The sequence below is a fragment of the Paenibacillus glycanilyticus genome (genome assembly GCF_030161375.1).
Taxonomy (GTDB): Bacteria; Bacillota; Bacilli; order Paenibacillales; family Paenibacillaceae; genus Pristimantibacillus; species Pristimantibacillus glycanilyticus_B.
Genome location: NZ_BSSQ01000014.1, coordinates 126,884 through 151,933, shown reverse-complemented (window position 1 = coordinate 151,933; position 25,050 = coordinate 126,884). Strand labels below are relative to the sequence as shown.

Below are 25,050 nucleotides of genomic sequence, written 5' to 3'. Positions count from 1 at the left end.
TAGGGGGGAAATCATGGAAGCCCGGATTGAGAAGATCAAACAACAGTTGCAGTCGCAGGGCTACAAATTAACCCCGCAGCGTGAAGCAACCGTTCGTGTATTGCTTGAGAATGAAGATGATCATTTAAGCGCGGAAGATGTGTTCATGCTCGTAAAGGACAAGGCCCCGGAGATCGGCCTCGCTACTGTATACCGTACACTCGAGCTTTTGAGCGAGATGCACGTAGTAGAAAAACTAAACTTTGGTGACGGCGTTGCCCGCTATGACCTTCGTACGGATAGCAGCAAACACCATCATCACCATCTCATTTGCGTGCAATGCGGCGCAATGGACGAGATTAAGGAAGATTGGCTTCTTCCTCTGGAAGAGCGGTTAGAGCAGGAATACGGCTTTACCGTCATTGACCATCGTCTCGACTTCCAAGGCGTTTGCCATCGTTGTAACGCAAATAATGACAAATCTAATGAATAAACGGCTTTGCTGCCCAGCATAACTGGACGGCAAAGCCGTTTTGGCATTTTTTTGACGGATTTTATCACATTATACCTGGTCAAGCTGCAATAATCCTGCGCCTCGTTCATCTTCAGTCTCGGACGGAAGAGATTGTGCCCAGCCTCGGAGCAACTCCGTAACTGCCGAAGGAGATAACTTTGGTTGACGGGATAGCAGAAGAGCAACGCCGCCTGTAGCATGCGGAGCAGACATGCTGGTACCGGAAAGCGTCATATACCCGCCGTTTAGCCAAGTTGATTTGATCTGTTCGCCAGGCGCGGCAAGATCAATACCCGTGCCGCGGCTGCTGAAGTTTGTTACTTTATCCGACATATCGGTGGCTGCGATGGCCATCGTTTCCGGGAAGGAGGCGGGTGCGTCAATCATGCCGTTATCGTCCGTTCCGGAATTGCCTGCCGAGGCAACGATAACGATCCCTTGTTTATACGCTTTTGCAATGACCTCGCGCAATGCTTGGCTGACCGAAGTTCCAACAAGGCCAAAGCTCATGTTGATGACATCCATTTTATTGCGAATGCACCAGTCCACGCCGGCAATGATACTGGATACGAATCCGCCTCCGCGGCTGTCCAGCGCTTTGATCGCATACAGCTCTACATCAGGCGCAACCCCTTTAACCCCATCTAGTCCTTTGGCTGCGGTAATCCCTGCGACATGGGTGCCATGTCCGTTATCATCGGCATAGCTTCCGCCTCTAATCGTATTGACTCCGCCCGCAATCTGCAGGTTCGGATGCGTGGCAATGCCCGTATCCATGATCGCAACTTTAATCTTGCTTCCGGTTGTTCGAGGCCATGCTTCGTTTGCTTTAATGCGGCAGATGTTCCAAGTGAGTTCCGGAGGACAAGTTGTTGACGTCGACGTGGTTGCCTTTTTCCGATTTACCGTTTGCCGGTGTTTCCGGTACAGATGCATCCGGATCCGGACATCGCTCTCCACGCGTTTGACTTCCGGATGTCTGACAATGGATTTCCATGGTCTGCGTTTGTCGAAATGACAGCCGATTGTCCGAAGAGAAGGCATTCTTTTATACGGCTTTAATCCTTTAACCCGAAGCTTTTTCAAACATTTTTTATACGAGCGACCTGTTTTAAAGGTAATTAGTTTACGAACGGTATGTTTGGATGGAACACGTCTCGAGCTTGTGAACAGCAGTTTTTCCAGCTTTGGCATAAACATTCTCCTATTCGTTCTCTATATGAAGTCCGGCATTAAACAATGAAAACGTGCTTGTTCAGTGTATGGGAGCTTCGCCAAGTTCGATATGGTCAACCGTACAATACAACCGCACATATTTTTTGATTGGGCTGGAAAAGGTACGCTTAAGGACTAACATTTGTCCTCTAAGATTCATACAACATAGTAGGTAAGTGCGCCACATTCAAGGAGGGGGAAGCTTATGATTATCGGCGTTCCGAAGGAAATCAAAGCCAGTGAATACCGTGTTGCTCTGACCCCGGCAGGCGTAACCATGCTGAAGGCGGCAGGCCATAAGGTTATTGTGGAGACGAGAGCCGGCGAAGGAAGCGGATTTGAGGATCTGGATTACGAACGGGAAGGCGCGGAAATCCGTGCCGCCGCAGCGGAAGTCTGGAGCGAAGCGGACATGATCATGAAGGTCAAGGAGCCGCTCAAAGAGGAGTTTGGTTACTTCCGTGAAGGATTGCTCCTGTTTACGTATTTGCATTTGGCGGCTGCTCCAGAGCTGACGCAAGCATTGATGGACAGCGGAGTAACGGGAATCGCGTATGAGACGATACAACTCGCAAATGGCAGTCTGCCTTTATTAACGCCAATGAGCGAAGTGGCCGGCCGCATGGCGGTACAAGTAGGCGCTCAATTTCTTGAAGCTTTCCATGGCGGCAGGGGAGTGCTGCTGGGGGGAGTTCCGGGGGTACCTCCGGCGGAAGTCGTGGTCATCGGCGGCGGTATTGTTGGAACCAATGCAGCCAAGATTGCCCTTGGTATGGGGGCTAACGTCGTTATTTTGGAAAAAAGCACGGACCGGATGAGATACCTGGATGATGTGTTTGGCAGTAGAATCCATACCGTCATGTCAAGCCCCTATAATATTGCGGAAGCAGTCGGCAGAGCGGATCTTCTAATCGGCGCCGTCTTGATTCCGGGAGCCAAAGCTCCTCACTTGGTTACGGAAAACATGGTGCAGTCGATGAAAAAAGGGTCAGTCATTGTAGACGTCGCGGTAGACCAAGGCGGTTCCATTGCAACGGTAGACCGGCCAACTACGCATAGAGATCCAATCTACGTCAAGCATGGGGTTATTCATTATGCGGTAGCAAACATCCCTGGCGCAGTTCCCCGCACATCGACGTTTGCGCTGACGAATGTGACGATGCCGTATGCCCTCGATCTTGCCAGTAGAGGCTGGGAAGCGGTCAAAGGCAGCGTGCCTTTGCAAAAAGGAGTCAACACCTATCGCGGTACGGTCACTTATAAACCGGTTGCCGAAGCGGCGGGTCTGCCTTATACGCCATTGGAACGCTGGTTGGATTCGATTTCGTTCGATAAGCTGGAGTCTTGAGACTTCGATCAACGTTAACACAATGAGGGGACATAGGCGACAGCCCTGACATAAAGGGCGGGCTGCCTTCATAAATTGTACGGATGGACAACCGTAACAAAAGTGAAGGAGGCAAGCAGATGGTCCTCTCGCTGCGCAAATGGTTAAGCCGAATTTTATTTGTCGTCATCTTCACATTGCTGCTTCTCATAGTAACGGGCAGCTATCGCTTTCTCATTGATGCGATTGCTCCCGTCCATCCTTACAGGACACCTAAAGGCGATGCGCTCAAGGTGTTTCAATCGGACCCGGCAGCCGTTGAAAAAGGCAGTCTTGCCGATCGGCTGAGATGGTTTTATTGGTATGGCGAATAAGCAAATCGATGATCAAATAAGAGTAAAGCAGGATTTGAAGCGCCGGTTGTGGAATAGTTGTAAAGCAGGATAACTTGCCCGCGAGACAGGGTCCATGGTCCCATGGCCTTGATCATCTTTCTTGAACGAGAGGAACCGGCATGAAAGCTCACGTACAATCTTTTATACAATATCTAATGAGCGAGCGCGCATTGTCGAGCAGTACGCTGGAATCATATGGTCGCGACTTGCAAAGCTTGCTCGATTATCTGGAGCAGCAATCCGTTGCGGAAGTGGCTGACATTCATCGTCACCATTTGTCGCATTATTTACTGCGTCTAAAAGAGAGCGGGCGTAAAACGTCAACCGTCTCCAGGCATATTGCGTCTATACGCGCCTTTTTTCATTATTTGGCGGTAAACGGTTATATTCAGCTTAATCCCGCCATGTACATAGAGTCTCCTAAACAAGAAAAGAAGGAGCCTAAAGTATTAACCGTCGAGAACGCCGGCCTGCTGCTTGAGACCCCTCAGTCCGTTACCGCTGCAGGGAAGCGGGATAAGGCCATGCTGGAGCTGCTCTATGCAACCGGAATCCGGGTATCCGAATTGATTTCGCTTGATGTCGATAGCGTTAATTCGCAATTGAACATTATAAGATGCGTGGGCAGCGGCATGAAGGAGCGGATTATTCCGTTCGGACGAATGGCGCAGGCGGCATTGGACGATTATTTGCAGGCAGGCAGAACGGAGCTGTTGCGGCAAGCAGAGGACGAGCCCGCCTTGTTCCTCAATCAGCTCGGAACGCGAATGACAAGACAAGGTTTCTGGAAAATGGTCAAAAAATACGCGAAGGAAGCGGGGATCTCGGAAGACATTACCCCGCATACCTTGCGCCATTCCTTTGCCGCTCACCTGCTGGAGAACGGAGCAGATCTGCGCTCCGTCCAGGAGCTGCTTGGCCATGCGGATATTTCAACCACGCAGCGTTATACGCGCTTGTCCAAAGCAAAGATGAAAGATGTCTACTCGAATGCCCATCCTAGGGCTTAATCATTAAGCGTATGCTTACGAAGCATGAATCACCACAAACGGTTGATGTAATCAACCTAGTTTGGCCATTCATTAAGCGTATGCTTACGAAGCATGAATCACCACAAACGGTTGATATAATCAACCTAGTTTGGCAATTCATTTTAGGAGGTAACCATGAAATTCGATCGCATTGCGGTAATTGTACTAGACAGCGTTGGAATCGGAGAACTGCCGGATGCGCCGTCTTTTGGAGACAGCGGTTCGCACACGCTTGGGCATATTATTGAACGGGTGCCAACGATAGAGTTGCCACACATGAGACGCTGGGGACTCGACCGGATTACGGAATTATCCGATTGGAAGCCGTCTGGGGAAGCCGCTGCCTATTACGGCAAGATGGCGGAGGTCTCGGTAGGAAAAGATACGATGACAGGACATTGGGAACTGATGGGACTCAACATTACGGTGCCTTTTCAGACGTTCCCGGAAGGGTTCCCGGAGGAATTGATACAGGCGTTTGAGGAACGGACGGGCCGCAAAGTAATTGGCAACAAGCCAGCCAGCGGAACCGAAATACTGGACGAGCTTGGCGCGGAACACATGGAGACGGGCGCGTGGATCGTATACACCTCGGCTGACAGCGTATTTCAGATTGCCGCGCACGAAGAGATCGTACCGCTGGAAGAGTTGTATCGCGGGTGTGAGATTGCGCGGGAATTAACAATGGACGAACGTTTTGCCGTGGGCAGGGTTATCGCAAGACCTTTTGTCGGTTCGCCCGGTGCCTTCAAACGTACGCCTAACCGCCACGATTACGCCGTTAAGCCGCCGGAAGCAACCGTGCTGGATTTGCTTAAGGATAATGGCTTCGATACGATTGCAATCGGGAAAATCAATGATATCTTTGACGGGGAAGGCATTACGGCAACGTCTTCAACCAAAAGCAATGCCGACGGAATTGCTCAAACGGTTGAAGCATTAAAGAAGCCGTTCAAAGGCTTATTATTTACGAACCTTGTTGATTTCGACTCCTTGTACGGCCATCGTCGCGATCCGGAAGGTTACGCTGCCGCGCTGGAGGAATTCGACCGGGCAATCCCTGAGCTGGAGAGCGCGATAGGCGAACGTGACCTGCTCATTGTAACGGCCGACCACGGCAATGACCCCGTCCACCCGGGTACGGACCATACACGCGAGTATGTTCCTATTTTATTATTCAGCCCGGCTTTTGATCAGCCGAAGCGGCTCGAGACCAGAACAACCTTCTCGGACCTAGGGGCAACGATTGCGGATAACTTTGGAGTTGCCGTACCGCCGAACGGTACAAGCTTTTTAAGTTTGCTTCAGACCAAATAACAAGGATAGAGGAGGAACTTACGATGAGTTCAAATACGATGACGGCTGTTCAAATTAAAGAGGCAGCTTCCTATATTGCGGGACAGGTGCAGGTTCAACCCGAGATTGGCCTGATTATGGGTTCCGGTCTTGGCGTGCTTGGCGATCATATCGACAACGCGGTTACGATCGATTACAGCGACATTCCGCATTTTCCGGTATCCACGGTAGAAGGCCATGCGGGGGAATTGGTCGTTGGCACCTTGTCCGGGCGCTCTGTTATTCTCATGCGCGGCAGATTCCATATGTACGAAGGTTATGGCTCTGAGTTGACCGCTTTCCCCGTTCGCGTAATGAAGGCGCTTGGCGTTACCTCCTTGCTAGTTACGAATGCGGCAGGCGGCGTTAATCTGGATTTCGAAGCAGGCGATTTGATGTTGATCTCCGATCACTTGAATATGACGGGCAAAAATCCGCTTATCGGTCCAAATGATAACGAGCTTGGCGTAAGATTCCCGGATATGTCCGAAGCTTATAGCAAACGTCTTCGCGCGATTGCTCGTGAAACTTCGGCTAAGCAAGGGCTTAAGCTGCAGGAAGGCGTCTATGCCGGATTGCTTGGTCCTACCTATGAGACTCCTGCCGAAATCCGCATGCTTCGCGTATTAGGCGCAGATGCCGTCGGCATGTCGACTGTTGCTGAAGTGATTGCAGCCCGCCATTCCGGCATTGAAGTACTGGGCATTTCCTGTATCAGCAACATGGCAGCAGGGGTATTAGATCAACCGTTGTCCCATGACGAGGTTATTGAAACGACCGAGCGGGTTAAAGCGGAATTTTTGGCGCTGGTGAAAGAATTAATCCGACAATTCTAGTGGGTGCTTGTAATATAATTGTAATAATCCCATCGACGGAATATGACAGTATTTGATGACGGCATCGTCGTATAATGTCCATGATTACGGGATGATGGAGTGGAGATAAGTGGACAAGCTGTTACTCGTCGAAATTGAGCAGTTGCGAGGGAAAATGGTTGAAAAAGCAATGAAAAAGAAAACATTTGTACATCGTGAAGTGCTCCAGCTCAGCCAGATGCTGGACGAGCTGATCGTTCGGCAACAAACGCTGCGGGCGCGTTCACATAAATGAATGTGCAGCAGAAACGGAGTGGGTAACATGCGTGCAGTAGATCTAATACAAAAGAAGCGAGACGGCGGAGTGCTGACTGCAAAAGAATTGACGTTTCTGGTGGATGGCTATTGCGATGGAGGCATTCCGGACTATCAAATGTCGGCTTGGGCGATGGCCGTGCTCTTCCGCGGTATGACGCCGCAAGAGACGGCGTCTTTGACGCTTGCCATGGCGAACTCGGGTGACCAGGTAGATCTGGCTCCAATTGCCGGCATAAAGGTAGACAAGCATAGCACGGGCGGCGTAGGCGACAAAACAACGCTTATTATTGCACCGCTTGTTGCTTCGGTTGGCGTACCGGTTGCGAAGATGTCGGGCAGAGGCCTTGGCCATACGGGCGGAACAATCGACAAACTGGAATCGATTGCAGGATTTCAGACCGAATTGTCGAGGGAGAAATTCCTCGAACAAGTGAATGAGATTGGGCTTTCGGTTATTGGGCAAAGCGGAAATCTGGCACCAGCTGACAAAAAACTATACGCGCTGCGGGATGTGACGGCTACCGTCGAGTCGATTCCGTTAATTGCGAGTTCTGTCATGAGCAAAAAGATTGCAGCTGGCGCGGATGCCATTGTACTGGACGTCAAGACGGGCAGCGGCGCTTTCATGAAGACGGTGGAGGATTCGGAGAAGCTTGCGCAAGCCATGGTCGAGATCGGTACGCAGGTCGGCCGCCAGACGGCCGCCGTCATCAGCGATATGGATCAACCTCTTGGTTTTGCTATCGGCAACGCGCTTGAAGTTCGGGAAGCCATCGAGACTTTGCGGGGCAGAGGTCCGGCAGATCTCACGGAGCTGTGTTTGACGCTTGGTGCCCATATGGTCGTATTAGGCGGACATGCCGAGAATGTTGCTGAAGCCAAAGAGCTGTTGCGGCAACAGTTGAACAACGGCCAGGCGTTGGAGAAATTCAAGCAGTTTATTGCCGCGCAAGGCGGAGATGCTACCGTGGCTGAGGATGTGACGCTTCTGCCTCAAGCGGCGGAGCAGGTTGAAGTGAAGGCGCTAGCAGCCGGATTTGTCTCGGCAATTGACGCGGAACAGCTTGGTATTGCTGCGATGCTTCTCGGTGCCGGGCGTGCGACGAAGGAAGCCCTGATTGATTACTCCGTGGGCATTATGATCGGTAAAAAGGTAGGCGATCCGGTTAGCGAAGGCGAAACGCTGGTCGTGCTGCATACGAAAGCTCAAGATATAGCAGTAGAAGAAGTTGCGGCTAAAATTCAAAGCGCATATTCGATTACGGCTGAGAAGCCGGCGGAGCGTCCGCTTTTGTTGTCTGTTGTGACAACGGAAGGGACTAATCGATACTAGCGCATATATAGGAACCGTCTTACGCCCGGAAGGGAGTAAGGCGGTTTTTTTTATTCGCGAGGGCGAAATTCGACAAAAAGCTTCTGTGGAATATTTTTCATGAAAGAGGTCAAGACTGGAGAAGACAATATAGCCCAATTGCGGTGTTTTCGTCATGAAAACGCGTAGAACAATCATCTTTGGAGGAGACCTGCTCTATGAAAAAAGTTTGTACGAAGCTGTTCATTCTATTCGCTGCATTTACCCTGACTGCGATGCCGGCTGCTGCTTACGCAAGTGAAACCGTAATCGCCAAGGAGCCCGTACCATCCGCTCCTGGGCAGCAGCAAGCCTCGTCGCTTGATTTAGCACCTTCCGCAAGGTCGGCCGTCCTGATGGATGCCGACAGCGGTACCGTTATTTACGAGAAGGACAGCAACGTCAAGCTACCTCCGGCTAGTATTACGAAGGTCATGACGATGCTGCTGATCATGGAAGCGCTGGACGACGGGAAGATCAAGCTTACCGATAAAGTGCCTACAAGCGAATACGCGGCTTCTATGGGCGGATCCCAGATCTTCCTCGAGCCGGGCGAAGAAATGACGGTTGACGAAATGCTGAAAGGCATTGCGATGGCTTCCGGCAACGATGCTTCTGTCGCTATGGCGGAAAAGCTAGCGGGCTCCGAGCAACAGTTTGTCGTTATGATGAACGAGAAGGCGCAGCAGCTAGGTTTGCAAAATACCCATTTTGCCAACTGCAATGGCTTGCCCGCGGCCGATCATTATACTTCCGCGCATGATATCGCGGTGATGTCGCGCGAATTGCTGAAGCATTCCGAGATTACGAAATATACCGGGTCGTACCAGGATTATTTGCGCAAATCGTCGGAGAAACCGTTTTGGCTGGTGAACACGAATAAGCTTGTAAGGTTCTACAGCGGTGCGGACGGTCTCAAAACAGGTTTTACGAATGAAGCTAAATTCTGCTTGACGGCGACGGCTAAACGCGACAATTTGCGCGTAATCGCGGTTGTTATGGGCGAGCCGAACACCAAAACAAGAAATGCCGAAGTTTCGCAAATGCTTGATTTCACGTTTGCCCAATATACGACCCATCCGATCTTTAAAGAAGGAGACACGATGGGTACCATGAAAATCGAGAAAGGATCCGTTCGCGAGCTGCCGCTTGTTGCGAAGCATCCTTATAGCATTTTGCTCAAAAAAGGCGCTGCAACTAACGACATCCGTTATGAACTTCAAATTGAACAGCCATTGAAAGCGCCGGTTGCCATCGGTCAATCGATCGGGAAGCTCGTTGTCTACCAAGGCGATCAGGTTGTGAAGGAATTCCCGGTTGACGCGCCTCAGTCCGTTGATAAAGCAGGCTGGTTCAAATTGCTCAAACGGTCCTTCAGCGGATTGTTCTCGTAGCGTTTTTTGTCTTCTTCTAGCGCTTCTCTTCTAGTTTTGTCGTCGTGCAGGAAACCTTGGGCCGCATGGAGAAATCGTAGTTCGATCCAAAAGCGAAGCCTAAAGGAGTTGAACGGCGACAATGAGTCTGCAAGCAGAACTGGAGCATTACCGTAATGTCTTGATCGTACGTCTTCGCGGGGAGCTTGACCATCATACGGCGGATATTGTCCGCAATAAGATGGAAGCGGAGATCATGCGGGGGGATAGTCACCACATTATTCTCAGCCTGAAGGATCTGCAGTTTATGGACAGCTCCGGATTAGGCGTCATTTTGGGCAGATACAAGCAGGTTCGCAGCAAAGGCGGCAAGATGGTCGTGTGCGACGTGAATCCAAGTGTCTACCGCCTGTTTGAAATGTCGGGCTTGTTTAAAATAATGAGCATTTACGACAATGAAAGAATGGCGATTTCTAGTCTGGAGGTGGTCTCGTAATGGGACGCAACGAAATGACATTATCCTTTAGCGCCAGATCGGAGAATGAGGCTTTTGCCCGTATTGCGGTGGCATCGTTTGTGTCGCAATTGGATCCGACGTTAGAAGAATTGAATGATCTGAAGACAGCGGTATCCGAAGCGGTTACCAATTCCATTATTCATGGCTATGATAGCAATCCTGACGGCAAAGTGACGATTGAAGCTTCGATCGACGGGGATGTTGTATCCATTGCCATTTATGATAATGGCCGCGGCATTGAGGATCTCGAGCTGGCACGCCAGCCGCTGTATACCTCCAAGCCGGAGATGGAACGTTCGGGTATGGGCTTTACGATCATGGAAAATTTCATGGACCGTTTTGAAGTAACTAGCGAACTGGGCCAAGGTACGCGGGTAGCGATGATGAAGCGTATTGAATCGAAAAAAGCGCTGTATAACTAGCGTATAGGGGTTGAACCTCATGGATGCCGATTTGAAGCAAACGGCTCAGCCGTATTTGGATGATTCGGAAGTGAAGCGTCTCATTGCCTTGAGCCAATCAGGAGATACCTTGGCAAGAGACACGCTTGTGCAATGTAATATCAGGTTAGTCTGGTCTGTCGTACAGCGGTTCATTAACCGGGGCTACGAACCGGAGGATTTGTTCCAAATCGGATGTATCGGGCTGCTGAAGTCCGTCGATAAATTCGACTTGTCCTATGACGTGAAGTTCTCTACTTATGCGGTGCCGATGATTATCGGCGAGATTCAGCGTTTTCTGCGCGATGACGGTACGCTTAAGGTTAGTCGTTCACTCAAAGAGACGGCGAACAAGGTCCGGAAAATGAAAGATGAGCTGTCCAAGACGCTTGGCCGTCTGCCGACGGTCAGCGAAGTAGCGGATCGTCTTGGCATTACGCCGGAGGATGTGGTGTTCGCTCAGGAAGCGAACAAACCTCCAACATCGATTCACGAGACCGTGTTCGAGAACGACGGCGACCCGATTACCCTTATGGACCAGATTGCCGACGATTCGCAGGAACGCTGGTTCGACAAACTAGCTCTCATCGAAGCGATCGAGGGTCTTAGCGAACGCGAGAGGCTGATCGTGTATTTGCGTTATTACCGTGATAAAACCCAGTCCGAAGTCGCCAGCCGCCTTGGGATATCCCAGGTTCAGGTGTCGAGGTTGGAGAAGAAAATTTTGCAGGTTATAAGAGAACAGATCGCGCAGTAATTAGCGATATGTTCTCTTGGAAGCGAACAAATCGCAATCGCCCAATAACCAAAAGACCAAATGACAACCATCGCCTTTTCAAGGCGATTGGCTGCCATTTGGTCTTTTTCATGTGTGCTCCAACTTTTTCAAAAACCAATTTACCTCTCCGGGAGACCTGAATACAAGGATCCGTTTCTCCCCGCTTAATTGCTCTAGCTTGCTTACAATCCCCGGTTTTGTAGTTCTTGGGAAATTCCAGATCCATTTCAAAAACGGCAGATCAACTTTTTCTTTGCAGCCCGGTCCCATGTCTGGTCTCGTTCGGCGACGGTATTGGAAAACTCTTTTCAACGCGCGGTACAAACATAAAATCCGTGGGTAATCCAAGAAAATAATCGTATCGGCGGCATTTAACCGTATATCGAGCGTACCGCCGTAATTGCCGTCAATGATCCATCGGTCTTGCTTGACTAACTCGGTTTGGACGGTAATCTGTTCGCTTTTTGGTGCAGCTACCCAATTGGGTTTCCAGAACAAAGCGTCCAGATGGGAAACCTCCTGGTGAAGTTGCAGGCCGAGCTTTCTGGCTAATGTTGATTTGCCGGCGCCGCCCGAGCCTATTATGGCAATCCGATTCATGTTTCGTGTCCTCCTGCGACAGTAGTTCTTGAATAAATTTCTTCCAAGAAGAAGTTAATCCTTCTGCATGATCAACATAAGAGCTGAGAGTTTCTTTATTTTACCTTTATAAGCATGACTATCCGTTATCTCCTTATCTCATACTAACAGGGAAGTAAACCCTATGCAGATAAAGGAATGATGACAGATGGACACTACCCAGCCATCCGCCCTCTATCTTCGTCTCAAGAAAAAAGTGAATATCCGGCCGGAGCGGAGCGTAACGCTTGGTCAGGTGTCGAGGTTGCTTGCTCCTAACGAGGAGCTGGAACAGCAATTAAACGAACTGGTGCTGTACCGCCATCACAAAGGGGACGGCAACCGAGTCGTTATCGATTTGCTCCAAATCGTCAGAGTTATTCGCGAGGCTGCACCCGAGTTGTCCGTAGAGGCTTACGGGGATCCTCAGGTACTCATCATGATTTCGCCTAAACCGCAGAAGCCCCGTATCGTCGTGCTAATATTTGCGTGGCTGCTTCTCTTCTTTGGTGCGGGCCTTGCGATTATGAATTTCCATACCGACGTAAGCATGAAGGAAGTTCACATCCGAATCGTCGAGCTATTGACGGGCGAACGATCCGAACATCCGTTATGGTTTCAGGTGCCGTATTCGCTTGGCATTGGCCTTGGCATGATCCTGTTCTTCAACCATTTGTTCAAGAAGAGATTCAACGAGGAGCCAAACCCTCTTGAGGTTGAACTTTATACGTACCAGGAAAATGTGAATGCGTATGTAATCGCCGACGAAATGCGCAAAAAAAACAACCAGCACGGCGAGCGGGGGAATGACGATGGGTGACTGGCTCATGCATCTATTCATCATGCTGCTTGGCTTGTCCGGCGGTCTTGCCGTCGGGAGCGGGTTGGTAGCGTTCCTGATCGTGCTCGACTTGATTCCAAGGCTAGCCCAAATCGCTTATGCGTACCGCATGTCCATCTGGTTCGAGACGGCGGTCATTTGCGGTTCCATGTACTGGACGTTTGCCGACTTTATGGACTGGCGGCTGTCTCTGCCCAAAGCGCTGATCTTATCAGTTGCCGGATTGATGGCCGGCGTGTTTGTCGGCATGCTGGCGGGGGCTTTGACGGAAGTAATGAACGTTCTGCCTATTCTGGCGAAACGCATGAATTTATCCGATTATTTGGTGGGTCTAGTCATGGCAATGGTGCTTGGCAAGACGTTAGGCTCTTTGTTTGATTGGTTGTTTTTCCAATGGTAGGCAAGTAATTAACGGCATGGAGGTTGATGAGGATGACCGATAAGGAGAAAGAGCGGGAGCAATCAAACGGGGAACCCCCGTATATGTACATACCCGCAGAGCAAAAAAACGAGGAGCAAGGAATGGCGATTCCGACTCCTCCTTTTGAATTAACGGACCGAGCATCGAAACCAAAACAATCGCATGAAAAGAAAGAAAAAAGTTCGGACAAAGATGATGTTATCCCCGATAGTCTGGACGAAGTATACAAACGGCTGGAGAACGAGGTAGGATACAAGGTCAGCTTCGATATCGTCGTGCGCGAGATGACGTTTGGTAATCGTCGCGTTGCCTTTTTCTATATGAATGGTCTCGCCAAGGATACGATTTTGACCGAAATTCTGAAACGTCTTACTTACCTGCAGTCCGATGAAGTGACCGGCGATGCCTTCCATAATTTTCTGAACATGTACGTTCCCGCGGCCCAGGCGGAGAAGAAGGAAAAGTGGAACGAAATGCTCACCTTCGTGTTGTCCGGGTCGACTGCGATGTTTATCGATAAGGAACCTAACGCGATTATTATCGATGCCAAAGCATTCCCGGCCCGCAGCCCGGATGAACCGCAGCTTGAGCGCGTCGTTAGGGGCAGCCGGGACGGCTTCGTCGAGACGATGATGATGAACATTTCCCTCGTCCGCAGACGTCTGCGCGACCCTCAGCTGCGTTACGAGCTTGTCAGAGTCGGGGAACGGACGCAATCGGATATTTGTATCGCTTATATTAACGATTTGGCGGATCCTGAGCTCGTCAAATCGATCAAGGACAAAATCGAGCTAGTACATATCGACGGCTTGCCACTGGCTGACAAACAGCTGGAGGAAGCAACGGTGCAGCGGGGGTGGAATCCGTTTCCGCTTGTCCGTTATTCGGAGAGGCCGGACGTTGTAGCGGCGCATTTGCTGGAAGGGAACGTCGTTGTATTTGTGGATACTTCTCCAAGCGCGATGATATTGCCAACGACTTTCTTCGATTTGATCCAACACGCGGAGGAGAACCGGCAAACGCCGTTCATCGGCACTTATTTGCGCTGGGTCAGGTTTATCGGCATTTTCTCGTCGCTGTTTCTATTGCCGCTATGGCTTCTGTTTGTTATTCATCCGGATCTGAAGCCGCAAGCGCTGGAATTTCTCGGACCGGAAAAAGTCGGCAAGCTGCCGCTGATCGTACAGTTTCTGATCGTTGAATTAGGCGTCGATCTCATGCGGCTGGCATCCGTCCACACCCCGTCAACGCTAGCTACGGCCGTCTCTCTCGTTGCCGCCATCATGGTTGGCGATATAGCGGTCAAGACCGGGCTTTTTATCAACGAAGTTATTCTCTATATGGCCATCGCCGCGATTGGGATGTTCGCTACCCCAAGTTATGAGCTTGGTCTCGCGAACCGGATAGTCAGGCTGGTGCTTATCGTAGCGGTTTCGCTGTTCTATGCTCCTGGATTTGTAGTTGCGACAACCGCTATTCTGATCATGCTTTGCATGCAGCGTTCGTTCAACCGTCCGTATATGTGGCCGTTTATTCCGTTCGATTACCGCGCGATGTGGAACATCATCGTGCGGAAGCCGGTGCTCAAGAACAGGACCCGTCCAAACCTGCTTCGCCCGCAACAAAGCGACAAAATGCCGCGGTCCAAGTCGTAGATAATAAATACAAATGAAATGTTGATTTATCCATTTCTCTCAAGGTTAGATTGCGATATACTGTGGCTATTGGTGCAAATCGTAATCAGCTTCTATTAGGGGGAAAAGAAATCGTGTACTTACATGGCACAAGCAAAATAAATGCCCAGGGGCACCTGGAAATTGGCGGAGTCGACGTAACGGATCTGGCAAAAGAATACGGTACCCCGCTGTACATTGTGGACGAGGCCTTAATTCGGCAACGCGCAAACGAATATGTGTCGGCTTTTAACGAGACCGGCCTGAAATTCCAGGTTGCTTATGCGAGCAAAGCGTTTTCGGTTATGGCGATGTGCGCCATTGCCGATCAAGAAGGTTTATCGCTCGACGTCGTATCCGACGGTGAGCTTTACACGGCTCTTCAAGCCGGCTTCCCGGCTAGCCGCATACATTTCCACGGCAATAACAAGACACCGGACGAGATTAACATGGCACTCGACGCGAACATCGGATGTTTTGTAGTCGACAACTTTGTCGAGCTGCGCCTGCTGAACGCTCTTGCTGCCGACAAAGGCAAAAAAGTGAAAATTTTGTTCCGGATTACACCAGGCGTAGAAGCGCATACGCATGAATATATTTCCACTGGCCAAGAGGATTCGAAATTTGGCTTCGACCTTGGCAACGGTGCGGCGAAGCAAGCGATTAAGGAAGCCATGCAGCTGCCGAACATCGAAATTCTAGGCGTGCATTCCCATATCGGCTCCCAAATCTTTGAAGTAGACGGCTTCCGCATGGCCGTTGATAAAGTTGCCGCGTTTGCCGTCCAAATCCGTGACGAGCTTGGTCTGATCTTCAAGGTTGTTAACCTTGGCGGCGGTTTCGGCATCCGTTATGTGGAAGGGGACACGCCGCTTCCGGTATCCGAATATGTAGCCGCAATTACGAATGCGGTTATTGCGAATTTCACGGCAGCTAATTTCCCTCTTCCCGAGATCTGGGTGGAGCCGGGCCGCAGCATTGTGGGCGATGCTGGTACAACCCTGTACACCGTTGGCACGATGAAGGACATTCCCGGCGTACGCAAGTACATTGCGGTAGACGGCGGCATGATGGATAATCCTCGCCCGGCGCTATATCAATCCGAATACGAGGCTATTCTGGCGAACCGTGCTAACGAAGCGAACACGGAGACGGTTACCATTGCGGGCAAAGCATGCGAGAGCGGCGACAAGCTGATCATTGACCTTCAGCTGCCAAAAGCCGAAACGGGCGATCTGCTTGCCGTATTCTGTACGGGCGCGTATAACTACTCGATGGCGAGCAACTATAACCGCTTCCGCCGCCCTGCCGTTGTCTTCGTAAAAGACGGTCAATCCGACGTTGTCGTTCAGCGCGAAACGCTTGATAATATCGTTGGAAACGACGTAATTCCGGCAAGACTGAGCAAATCGCTTGCTAAGTAAGGGTTAAATTTGGTAACGTAGTCTTATTCGGACAAAGAAAGGTAGATGTTACACATGGCTAAACAAGCAAAAATCACACTTGAGAACGGTGCAGAGGTTATTCTCGATCTGTTCGAACAAGATGCTCCAAATACGGTAGCAAACTTCGAAAAGCTTGCAAACGAAGGTTTCTATAACGGCGTGGTATTCCACCGCGTTATTCCTGGCTTCGTTGCGCAAGGCGGCTGCCCTAACGGTACTGGCACAGGCGGTCCTGGCTACACGATCAATTGCGAGATCAACCCGAACAAACATGAGCGCGGTTCGCTCGCAATGGCACATGCAGGCCGCAACACAGGCGGAAGCCAGTTCTACATTGGCTACCAGCCGCAGCCGCATCTTGACGGCCAACATACGGTATTTGGCAAAGTTGCCAAAGGCATGGAGCATGTTGACGCGTTCAAAGGACGCGACAAAATGCAAAAGGTTGAAGTTTACGAAGTTTAATGTTAAGATACTAACAAATTTATAGTTTGTGGCTTACCTTCGGGGCAGGGTGAAAATCCCAACCGGCGGTGATCGAGCAGCGCCTGCACATCCGGAAATCCGGCGTGCGGCGCTTTCTCGTCAGTCCGTGACCCGGGCCGAATAAGGCAAGAGCGATTCATCGCATTGCCTTAACCGGAACGGTGGACCTGGTGCAATTCCGGGACCGACAGTATAGTCTGGATGGGAGAAGGAGACACATTCGAAGCGATATGCGCGAAAGCTTTTTTCATGCTTATTTTTTCTTGTGCTTATTTTCACAAGCATAAGAGGGTAGGTTTATTAAGCTTATTTATGCAGTCGTCGAATGGTTAAATTCCCACCCCCGTTGGCTAAGCTGGCTAATGGGGGTGTTTTTTGCATTTATGGACGTACTAAATGATTCTTATTATATGAGTCTTGCACTTGATCTGGCGGCGAAAGCTTCCGGGCAGACCGGCATTAATCCGGTCGTAGGTTGCGTAGTCGTCAAAGAAGGACGCATTATCGGCGTTGGCACGCATCTCAAGAGAGGAACGGGCCATGCCGAGGTGCATGCCTTGCAGATGGCCGGCGACGAAGCGGAAGGGGCGACCGTGTATGTTACGCTGGAACCATGCAGCCATTTCGGGAAAACGCCGCCTTGCTGCGAGCGCATCATCAATGCCAAGGCCGCCCGCGTTGTCGTAGCAACGACCGACCCGAATCCGCAAGTAGCGGGCAGGGGCATCGCGCGTCTCCGGGAGGAAGGCATCGAGGTTGAAGTGGGGTTGCTGGATGAACAGTCCAGAAGCATGAATGAGAAGTTCAACAAGTACATTACGACGAAACTTCCGTTCGTTACGCTCAAGACGGCAAGCACGCTGGACGGCAAGATCGCTTCCCGTACAGGGGACAGCCGCTGGATTACGGGAGCGGCGGCCCGCGAGCAGGTACATACGCTGCGGCATCAGCATGAAGCGATTATGGTGGGCATTGGCACGTTGCTTGCGGACGATCCTCAACTTACGACCCGCGCGGCCGTTCCGGCCATTCACCCGGTTCGCATCATTGTCGATAGCCAGCTTCGATTGCCGCTCAATGCCAGAGTAGTAACGGACGGCTTAGCCCGTACGTTGGTTATCGCTTCCGGCCAGGCCGATGCAGCACGAGAGGCAGCGCTTGTTCAGGCAGGCGTTGAAGTGATCCGCTGCGGCGATGGGGCACAGGTTGATCTAGCCGAAGCGATACGCAAGCTCGGTGAACTCGAGATTGGTTCCATCTTGCTCGAAGGCGGCGGCAAGCTGAACGGAGCGATGCTGGAAGCGGGCTTAATCGATAAGATTATGATTTATATGGCTGCCAAAATTATTGGCGGCATAGATGCTCCCGGCACCTTCACATTCGCTGGATTCGAGAAGATGGCGCAAGCCATTGAGCTGGAGCATGTAAAGGTTGAAATGGCAGGCGAAGATATTTGCATTTCGGGATATCCTGCCTATGGCAATGAATAGATTGGGGGAGTGCCCGTGTTTACCGGCTTGGTTGAAGAAGTTGGCACATTAAGACGGGTCAAGAAGCAAGGCGAAGCGATGGTGCTTACGTTAGAGGCTTCCAAGGTGACGGAAGGCGTCGCAATGGGTGACAGCATTTCCGTGAACGGAGTCTGTCTGACGGTCATCGCTTTCGACCGAACGTCCTTTGATGCGGATGTGATGCCGGAGACGTTCCGGAAGTCCAATCTGCACCAGCTCCGTCCGGGCCAGGAAGTGAACCTGGAGCGGGCGATGCTCGCTGGCGGACGGTTCGGCGGCCATATTGTGCAAGGGCATGTTGACGGCGTTGGCGTCATCACGGGACGCGAGACGGACGCGAATGCGGTTGTGTTCGCCATCCGGCTGTCTGACGACGAGATGCTGCGGTACGTCATACCCAAGGGCTCAATCACCATTGACGGGATTAGCCTGACGGTTGTTGGCACCAATGCTTCTGGATTTTCGGTATCGGTCATTCCGCATACATTGGCAGAGACCGCTCTGCAAAACAAAAAAGCCGGGGATTCGGTTAATATCGAATGCGATGTGATCGGCAAATACGTTGACCATCTGCTTCATTACAAACCCGCGAAGGACAACGGAAGATCCGGCAGCGGGAAGGAATCGAAGATCAGCGCCGCTTTTTTGAGCGAGAACGGATTTCTATAATCCATAGAGAATGGGATAGAAGGAGGGATAATGATGAACAAACAAGAGCTTGGCCTGCAGGAGGAATTGTTCGACTCGATTGAGGCGGCGCTTGAGGATTTGAAAGCCGGAAAGCCAATCATTGTCGTGGATGACGAGGACCGCGAGAATGAAGGGGACTTAATCGCGCTGGCGGAGACAGCTACGCCGGAAGTCATCAATTTCATGATTACGGAAGCCCGTGGCCTCGTGTGCGTGCCTATTACGCAAGAACGCGCCGAGCAGCTCGATCTGCCTCCCATGGTCCAGCACAATACGGATTATCATGGCACAGCCTTTACCGTATCGGTCGACCATGTTTCGACAACAACGGGAATTTCAGCCTTTGAACGGTCTCAAACGGTCAAATCGCTAATTGATCCGGAAACGAAACCAACCGATTTCCGTAAACCCGGACATATATTCCCGCTTGTTGCCAAGGATGGCGGCGTCATCCGCCGCGCCGGCCACACGGAAGCAGGCATAGACCTGGCGCGTATGTGCGGCTCGGAGCCGGCAGCCGTTATCTGCGAGATTATTAAAGAGGACGGTACGATGGCCCGTCTGCCGGATCTCGTTATTTTCAAAGAAAAACACGACCTCAAGCTCATTACGATTCAAGGAATGATCGCTTATCGCAACGCGAAGGAGAAGTTGGTTGACCGTATCGTTGAGGTTGACATGCCAACCGAATTTGGCGATTTCAAAGCCATAGCGTTCTCCAATCAGGCAGACGGCAAGGAACATGTCGCTTTTGTCAAAGGCCAGATTGATTCGCAGAAGCCGGTATTGGTCCGGGTTCATTCCGAATGCGTGACGGGGGACGTGTTCCACTCGAAGCGCTGCAACTGCGGATCCCAGCTGCAAGCGGCTTTGAAGCAGATTAGCGATGCGGGCAGCGGAATTCTTCTTTATATGCGCCAGGACGGGACTGGACTTGTGAATAAGCTGAAAGCCTATGCACAGCTTGATCAAGGGCAGGACCATGAAGCGCAAAAACCTAAGCTTGAGCTTCGCGATTACGGGGTAGGCGCTCAAATCTTGCGTGATCTGGGTGTGCGCCAAATGCGCCTATTATCGAATAACCCGCGCAAGATCAGAGGTTTGGAAGGCCATGGCATTGAAATTGTCGAGCGCGTTCCTATTCAAATGTAAGGCAAACGCAACTAATATAATAAGCAAAACACTAGGAGGATTTAATTATGCCAAACGTATTTGAAGCAAGTGTTGTATCGGAAGGACTTCGATTTGGGGTTGTAGTTGGACGGTTTAATGAATTTATCTCGGGTAAATTGCTTGGCGGCGCGCTTGATGGCTTCAAACGCCACGGAGCAAACGACGGAGACGTAGATATCGCTTGGGTGCCGGGCGCTTTCGAAATTCCTCTTATCGCGCAAAAAATGGCCGAAAGCGGCAAATACGATGCCGTAATTACGCTTGGCGCCGTTATCCGGGGATCAACTCCACACTTTGATTACGTATGTAACGAAGCAGCCAAAGGGGTAGCCGCAATCGCTCTAAAGACCGGCGTGCCGACGATTTTTGGCGTGTTGACGGTAGATTCCATTGAGCAAGCGATTGAACGCGCGGGTACAAAAGCAGGGAACAAAGGTTATGAGGCGGCTGTTTCTGCAATAGAGATGGCAAATTTGTCGAAATTACTGCATAATTAGAGTACTAGCTCAAATTATGCTGCGTCACTTGTTGATAGGACGTCAGCCGTTTGCATATGGCAGGGGGATCGTAAAGAAGTGACGATGCATTACAAGTTGGAATCCTTTGAAGGACCGCTCGATTTGCTGCTTCATCTTATCGATAAGTCAGAGATCGACATCCATGAGGTTTCGATTAGTGAAATAACGGATCAATATATGGATTACTTAAACGCGATGAAAGAGCTCGAGCTGGAGCTCACGAGCGAGTTTCTTGTCATGGCGGCAACTTTGCTCGCCATCAAGAGCAAGCAGCTTCTGCCGAAACCTCCCGTGTTTGAGGACTTCTATGAAGAATGGCCGGATGACGGCCTTGATCCGAGGGACGAGCTTATTCAGAAGCTGGTCGAATACCGTAAATTCAAGCAAATTGCAGAACAGCTTCGGGAGAAGGAAACAGAACGCAGTCTTGTGTATTCCCGGGAGCCGGATGATATGACGCCATACATGAAAGAAGAGTTCGTCAATCCGCTCGAGGGTCTTCATGTCTCTGACCTGATCGCCGCCTTCCAGCGGGCGCTGCGCAGAGCGGCGCGCCGAAACATAGTAGCAACGGTGCAGAGGGATGAAATTTCCGTCAAGGACCGGATCCGGGACATTGTTGAAGTTCTGAAGCAGTTTGAGACCGTTCGGTTCTCCCGCCTGATCCGGGAGAACATGAACAAACATGAGGTTGTCGTTACTTTCCTTGCTATTCTGGAACTGATGAAGATGAAACATATTCGCTGCTTCCAGCATCAGCTGTTTGATGACATCGTCATTCATTGGAGAGGAGAAGCGGCGAACAATGGATTACCCGAAGTTGAAGACAATTATTGAAGGTTTGTTATTTATGGCCGGAGACGAAGGGCTGAACAAACGTCAGCTTGCCGATATATTGGAGCTTGACGCCGATTTGGCGGCAGATCTGGTCTATGATTTACACCGTGACTTGGCACGGGAGCAGCGAGGGGTGCAAGTGGCGGAAGTCGCCGGGGCGTACCGGATGACAACAAATCCGGATCATGCCCTGTACTTCGAGCGCATGGCGTATACGCCTACCCGTTCCCAATTGTCGCAGGCTGCTTTGGAGACATTGGCGATCGTCGCGTACCGTCAGCCCATTACCCGGATCGATATAGAGGAGATTCGGGGTGTGAAGAGCGACCGCGCGATTCAATCGCTTGTGTCCAAGGATTTAATCGAGGAAGTCGGGCGGGCAGAAGCGATCGGCAGACCGATATTGTACGGAACTACGAAATCATTTTTGGATTATTTCGGATTGCCCAACATCAAAGCTTTGCCGGAACCTAGACAAGTTGATATCGACGAGGCGCTGGAAGAACAGACGCAAATGCTGTTCGAACGCATGGGCGAGCGCCAAACGACAATCGACGAGTTTATTCCGTTGCCTGAAGACAAGGAATAATTAGACTGCTGAGTTAGCCTGCAAAAAAGTCGAAACCGTGAACGTTTGGTCCGTTATTCCCTTCTTGTTTGGGGTAACGGACTTTTTTTACTTTATTATCTAGTGACAATAACGCACAAAGTTAGGTATAATGGCGTTTGTTGTTTTTTAAGTTGTAGGATGAACCTGCCCGATCAGGGGATTCTAGCATCAATGGGATACGATGGATAGCAGGAGGTAATACCACTGATAGAGCTTCTGGACATAAGAAAAACTTACGGAAACAGCGTAGAAGCTGTAAAAAATATAAGCCTGACCATTAACAAAGGTGAAATATTCGGCATTATCGGACATTCCGGCGCCGGCAAAAGCACATTGCTCCGTTGCGTCAATTTGCTTGAACGCCCGACATCGGGAGTAGTTAAGGTAGGCGACGTGGAGCTGACCAAGTTATCAACGACGCAGCTGCAGAAGGAACGGCGCAGAATCGGCATGATATTCCAGCATTTCAATTTGCTCTCGATGGCAACCGTCCGCGATAATATTGCGTTTCCGCTGGAACTGGCGAAGATGCCAAAGACCGCGGTCAAAGAACGCGTGGACGAGCTGCTGAAGCTGGTTGGACTGGAACAGCATGCGGATAAATACCCGGCACAACTGTCCGGCGGCCAGAAACAGCGCGTCGGAATCGCAAGAGCGCTTGCGAATAACCCGGATGTGCTGCTCTGCGATGAAGCCACTTCGGCGCTTGACCCGCAAACGACTAACGCGATTTTGTCGCTCCTTCTCGATATCAATCAGAAGCTAGGCATTACGATTCTGCTGATTACGCATGAGATGCATGTGATCCGCGCGATCTGTGACCGCGTGGCCGTTATTGACGGAGGCGATATCGTCGAGATGGGCGATGTGCTGGATGTATTCCTGAAGCCGCAGCATTCCATCACGAAGGATTTTGTCAGCCAGATCGCCGATTCCTTTGATCCGCGCGAGCTGATCGATACGAGAAGCGGCCGGCTGATCAAGATCAACTATGTTGGCGAGATTACGTATGAACCGCTATTGTTTAACGCCGTGAAGTCGACTTCTGTGCAATTTACGATATTGCAAGGGACGGTCTCCCGCATGAAAAATACGCCATACGGTCAGCTCGTCATCGAATTTATCGGCAACGATCAAGAGATCGACACAGTGCTCGCCGAACTTCGGGCGAAAGGGCTGGAAGTAGGTGATCTGAAATGATGCTGAAACAAAACATTGACTGGAGCGATGTTCGCTGGGAGGATATTTGGCCGGCGACCAAGGATACGTTGACCATGATGGGGGCTTCTTTGTTGTTTACCGTCATTCTGGGTCTGTTGATCGGGATCATTCTATTCTTGACTTCGCGTAAACAGCTTCTCGAGCAACCTGCTGTATACTGGTTCTTATCGCTCGTGGTTAACATTTTGCGGTCCGTGCCGTTTGTTATTTTGATGATTCTGATCATGCCATTTACGAAAGTGCTGATGGGCACGACGCTTGGCGTTCAAGGCACTATTCCGCCGCTTGTTGTGGCGGCTGCGCCGTTTTTCGCCCGGTTGGTTGAAACTTCGCTGCGCGAAGTGGACAAAGGCGTTATCGAAGCCGCGCAGGCAATGGGGGCTTCCAGATGGGATATCGTAAGACGCGTGCTGCTTCTCGAAGCAAGACCGAGTCTAATTGCGGGTATTACGATCACGGCCGTTACGCTGGTATCATATACGGCAATGGCAGGCGTGATCGGCGGCGGCGGTTTGGGCGACCTTGCGCTTCGTTACGGTTATCAGCGGTTCCAACTCAGCGTTATGATCGTGACGGTTGCGCTGCTTATTGTTTTGGTTCAACTCCTGCAGATGGCGGGCGACCACTTGGTTCGCCGGTTCAGCCGGAAGTAAGGTGGACATCATAGAAGCAACATACAGAAGATGGAGGAATAGAGAAATGAAGAAATTTGGTTACATCCTGCTTGCTCTTTCGCTTGTGTTCGCATTATCCGCATGCGGCGCCAAGAAAGACGAGAACAATACGTCGGCAAGCAACGGCAACAACGAAGTAAAAGAAGTGACGTTGAAGGTTGGCGCTACGCCGGTGCCTCACGCTGAAATTCTTAATTACATTAAACCAGCTTTGAAAGAAAAGGGCATTAATCTTGAGGTTGTTGAATTCAACGATTACGTTCAACCCAATACGCAGTTACATGAAAAGCGATTGGACGCAAACTTCTTCCAGCATGTCCCTTATCTTGATGATTTCAATAAAGAACATGGCTATGACCTTGTTAACGTAGCAGGTGTTCATTTGGAGCCAATGGGCGCTTATTCGAAAAAAATCAAAAGCATTGATGAATTAAAAGACGGCGCTAAAGTGGCTATCCCGAACGACGCTACGAATGGCGGACGCGCCTTGCAATTGCTTGCCGCTAACAAGCTTATCACGCTGAAGGATGGCGTTGGCGTTGCAGCTACCGTGCATGACATTACAGAAAATCCGAAGAACCTGAAAATTACGGAAGTTGAAGCGGCTACGCTACCGCGCGTTCTCGGTGAAGTGGATCTTGACCTGATCAATTCTAACTTCGCGCTTGAAGCCGATCTTGTTCCGACAAAGGATGCTCTGTTCATCGAAGGCAGCGACTCTCCTTACGTGAATATCCTCGTATCTCGTCCAGACAACAAGGATTCCGAAGCAATCCAGGCTTTGGCTGAAGCTCTTCAATCCCCGGATGTGAAGAAATTCATCGAAGATACCTATAAAGGCGCAATCGTGCCCGCATTTAAATAATCCGTTTGCAAAGCCCTCGGGATCCGTATCCCGAGGGCTTTTTTTGCATGAAATCCATTTGCCAAGCCATACTAGAAAT

General features: G+C 50.7%; 28 protein-coding genes and 1 riboswitch. Of the genes, 26 read left to right on the top strand and 2 right to left on the bottom strand.

Going from position 1 to position 25,050, the window contains the following annotated elements; genetic code table 11:
- Positions 1–13 precede the first annotated feature (13 nt).
- A complete protein-coding gene (locus QQK89_RS17095; protein ID WP_284239847.1) occupies positions 14–472 on the top strand; it encodes a Fur family transcriptional regulator in 459 nt (152 codons plus the stop codon).
- 69 nt (positions 473–541) lie between these two features.
- Here QQK89_RS17095 and QQK89_RS17090 read toward each other — a convergent pair whose 3' ends face one another.
- Positions 542–1,687 carry a S8 family peptidase gene (locus QQK89_RS17090; RefSeq protein ID WP_284239846.1) on the bottom strand — a complete coding sequence of 382 codons (1,146 nt, stop codon included), beginning with the start codon at positions 1,685–1,687 and terminating at the stop codon, positions 542–544.
- Positions 1,688–1,913: 226 nt separating this feature from the next.
- On the opposite strand from QQK89_RS17090, the gene ald reads away from it, so the two are divergent.
- The 11 genes from ald to sigF all read left to right on the top strand — a co-directional run bounded on the left by ald (position 1,914) and on the right by sigF (position 11,367).
- Positions 1,914–3,056 (top strand): alanine dehydrogenase, encoded by a 1,143-nt coding sequence (gene ald, locus QQK89_RS17085; protein WP_284239844.1) that lies wholly within the window; start codon positions 1,914–1,916, stop codon positions 3,054–3,056.
- Between the two features lie 119 nt (positions 3,057–3,175).
- Positions 3,176–3,409 (top strand): DUF4227 family protein, encoded by a 234-nt coding sequence (locus QQK89_RS17080; RefSeq protein WP_284239843.1) that lies wholly within the window; start codon positions 3,176–3,178, stop codon positions 3,407–3,409.
- 140 nt (positions 3,410–3,549) lie between these two features.
- A complete protein-coding gene (gene xerD, locus QQK89_RS17075) occupies positions 3,550–4,440 on the top strand; it encodes a site-specific tyrosine recombinase XerD (RefSeq protein WP_284239842.1) in 891 nt (296 codons plus the stop codon).
- 156 nt (positions 4,441–4,596) lie between these two features.
- A complete protein-coding gene (gene deoB / locus QQK89_RS17070; RefSeq protein ID WP_284239841.1) occupies positions 4,597–5,778 on the top strand; it encodes a phosphopentomutase in 1,182 nt (393 codons plus the stop codon).
- A gap of 23 nt (positions 5,779–5,801) precedes the next feature.
- A complete protein-coding gene (locus QQK89_RS17065) occupies positions 5,802–6,632 on the top strand; it encodes a purine-nucleoside phosphorylase (protein WP_284239840.1) in 831 nt (276 codons plus the stop codon).
- Positions 6,633–6,741: 109 nt separating this feature from the next.
- On the top strand, positions 6,742–6,906 hold the full coding sequence (locus tag QQK89_RS17060) for an aspartyl-phosphate phosphatase Spo0E family protein (RefSeq protein WP_284239839.1): 165 nt from the start codon (positions 6,742–6,744) through the stop codon (positions 6,904–6,906).
- 27 nt (positions 6,907–6,933) lie between these two features.
- Entirely contained in the window at positions 6,934–8,262 is a 1,329-nt protein-coding gene (locus tag QQK89_RS17055; protein ID WP_284239838.1) for a pyrimidine-nucleoside phosphorylase, read from the top strand.
- Positions 8,263–8,459: 197 nt separating this feature from the next.
- The gene (locus QQK89_RS17050; RefSeq protein WP_284239837.1) at positions 8,460–9,674 is read left to right on the top strand and encodes a D-alanyl-D-alanine carboxypeptidase family protein; all 1,215 of its coding nucleotides are present in this window, start codon (positions 8,460–8,462) and stop codon (positions 9,672–9,674) included.
- A gap of 121 nt (positions 9,675–9,795) precedes the next feature.
- Positions 9,796–10,149 (top strand): anti-sigma F factor antagonist, encoded by a 354-nt coding sequence (spoIIAA, locus tag QQK89_RS17045; RefSeq protein WP_284239836.1) that lies wholly within the window; start codon positions 9,796–9,798, stop codon positions 10,147–10,149.
- Complete coding sequence (gene spoIIAB, locus QQK89_RS17040; protein ID WP_284239835.1) at positions 10,149–10,592, top strand: anti-sigma F factor; 444 nt, start codon at positions 10,149–10,151, stop codon at positions 10,590–10,592. The genes spoIIAA and spoIIAB overlap by 1 nt, the downstream gene beginning before the upstream one ends.
- 19 nt (positions 10,593–10,611) lie before the next feature.
- Positions 10,612–11,367 carry an RNA polymerase sporulation sigma factor SigF gene (gene sigF, locus QQK89_RS17035; protein ID WP_284239834.1) on the top strand — a complete coding sequence of 252 codons (756 nt, stop codon included), beginning with the start codon at positions 10,612–10,614 and terminating at the stop codon, positions 11,365–11,367.
- A gap of 108 nt (positions 11,368–11,475) precedes the next feature.
- Here sigF and QQK89_RS17030 read toward each other — a convergent pair whose 3' ends face one another.
- Positions 11,476–11,988 carry a DNA topology modulation protein gene (locus QQK89_RS17030; protein WP_284239833.1) on the bottom strand — a complete coding sequence of 171 codons (513 nt, stop codon included), beginning with the start codon at positions 11,986–11,988 and terminating at the stop codon, positions 11,476–11,478.
- Positions 11,989–12,175: 187 nt separating this feature from the next.
- On the opposite strand from QQK89_RS17030, the gene QQK89_RS17025 reads away from it, so the two are divergent.
- From QQK89_RS17025 to QQK89_RS16960, 14 genes are all read left to right on the top strand, one after another.
- Positions 12,176–12,826, top strand: a complete 651-nt coding sequence (locus QQK89_RS17025) for a stage V sporulation protein AA (RefSeq protein WP_284239832.1) — start codon at positions 12,176–12,178, stop codon at positions 12,824–12,826.
- A complete protein-coding gene (locus tag QQK89_RS17020) occupies positions 12,819–13,247 on the top strand; it encodes a stage V sporulation protein AB (RefSeq protein WP_434481703.1) in 429 nt (142 codons plus the stop codon). The genes QQK89_RS17025 and QQK89_RS17020 overlap by 8 nt, the downstream gene beginning before the upstream one ends.
- Positions 13,248–13,279: 32 nt before the next feature.
- Entirely contained in the window at positions 13,280–14,923 is a 1,644-nt protein-coding gene (locus tag QQK89_RS17015) for a spore germination protein (RefSeq protein WP_284239830.1), read from the top strand.
- Between the two features lie 113 nt (positions 14,924–15,036).
- Positions 15,037–16,365, top strand: a complete 1,329-nt coding sequence (gene lysA, locus QQK89_RS17010) for a diaminopimelate decarboxylase (RefSeq protein WP_284239829.1) — start codon at positions 15,037–15,039, stop codon at positions 16,363–16,365.
- A gap of 54 nt (positions 16,366–16,419) precedes the next feature.
- Positions 16,420–16,851 carry a peptidylprolyl isomerase gene (locus QQK89_RS17005; protein WP_015843947.1) on the top strand — a complete coding sequence of 144 codons (432 nt, stop codon included), beginning with the start codon at positions 16,420–16,422 and terminating at the stop codon, positions 16,849–16,851.
- A gap of 31 nt (positions 16,852–16,882) precedes the next feature.
- A riboswitch (FMN riboswitch) is annotated at positions 16,883–17,089 on the top strand.
- A 166-nt stretch (positions 17,090–17,255) separates the two neighbouring features.
- Positions 17,256–18,362, top strand: coding sequence for a bifunctional diaminohydroxyphosphoribosylaminopyrimidine deaminase/5-amino-6-(5-phosphoribosylamino)uracil reductase RibD (gene ribD, locus QQK89_RS17000; RefSeq protein WP_284239828.1), 1,107 nt, complete (start codon positions 17,256–17,258; stop codon positions 18,360–18,362).
- 15 nt (positions 18,363–18,377) lie between these two features.
- The gene (ribE, locus tag QQK89_RS16995) at positions 18,378–19,052 is read left to right on the top strand and encodes a riboflavin synthase (protein WP_284239827.1); all 675 of its coding nucleotides are present in this window, start codon (positions 18,378–18,380) and stop codon (positions 19,050–19,052) included.
- A gap of 33 nt (positions 19,053–19,085) precedes the next feature.
- On the top strand, positions 19,086–20,225 hold the full coding sequence (gene ribB / locus QQK89_RS16990) for a 3,4-dihydroxy-2-butanone-4-phosphate synthase (RefSeq protein ID WP_284240196.1): 1,140 nt from the start codon (positions 19,086–19,088) through the stop codon (positions 20,223–20,225).
- 47 nt (positions 20,226–20,272) lie between these two features.
- Positions 20,273–20,743, top strand: coding sequence for a 6,7-dimethyl-8-ribityllumazine synthase (ribH, locus tag QQK89_RS16985; protein ID WP_284239826.1), 471 nt, complete (start codon positions 20,273–20,275; stop codon positions 20,741–20,743).
- 78 nt (positions 20,744–20,821) lie between these two features.
- Positions 20,822–21,601 (top strand): segregation and condensation protein A, encoded by a 780-nt coding sequence (locus QQK89_RS16980; RefSeq protein ID WP_284239825.1) that lies wholly within the window; start codon positions 20,822–20,824, stop codon positions 21,599–21,601.
- Positions 21,570–22,190: an SMC-Scp complex subunit ScpB gene (scpB, locus tag QQK89_RS16975; RefSeq protein ID WP_284239824.1), complete on the top strand. Its 621-nt coding sequence runs from the start codon at positions 21,570–21,572 to the stop codon at positions 22,188–22,190. The genes QQK89_RS16980 and scpB overlap by 32 nt, the downstream gene beginning before the upstream one ends.
- Before the next feature lie 225 nt (positions 22,191–22,415).
- Entirely contained in the window at positions 22,416–23,411 is a 996-nt protein-coding gene (locus QQK89_RS16970) for a methionine ABC transporter ATP-binding protein (RefSeq protein WP_284240195.1), read from the top strand.
- Positions 23,408–24,085 (top strand): methionine ABC transporter permease, encoded by a 678-nt coding sequence (locus tag QQK89_RS16965; RefSeq protein ID WP_284239823.1) that lies wholly within the window; start codon positions 23,408–23,410, stop codon positions 24,083–24,085. Before QQK89_RS16970 ends, QQK89_RS16965 begins: the two co-directional genes overlap by 4 nt.
- A 46-nt stretch (positions 24,086–24,131) precedes the next feature.
- The gene (locus QQK89_RS16960) at positions 24,132–24,971 is read left to right on the top strand and encodes a MetQ/NlpA family ABC transporter substrate-binding protein (protein WP_284239822.1); all 840 of its coding nucleotides are present in this window, start codon (positions 24,132–24,134) and stop codon (positions 24,969–24,971) included.
- The last annotated feature ends 79 nt before the right edge of the window (positions 24,972–25,050 follow it).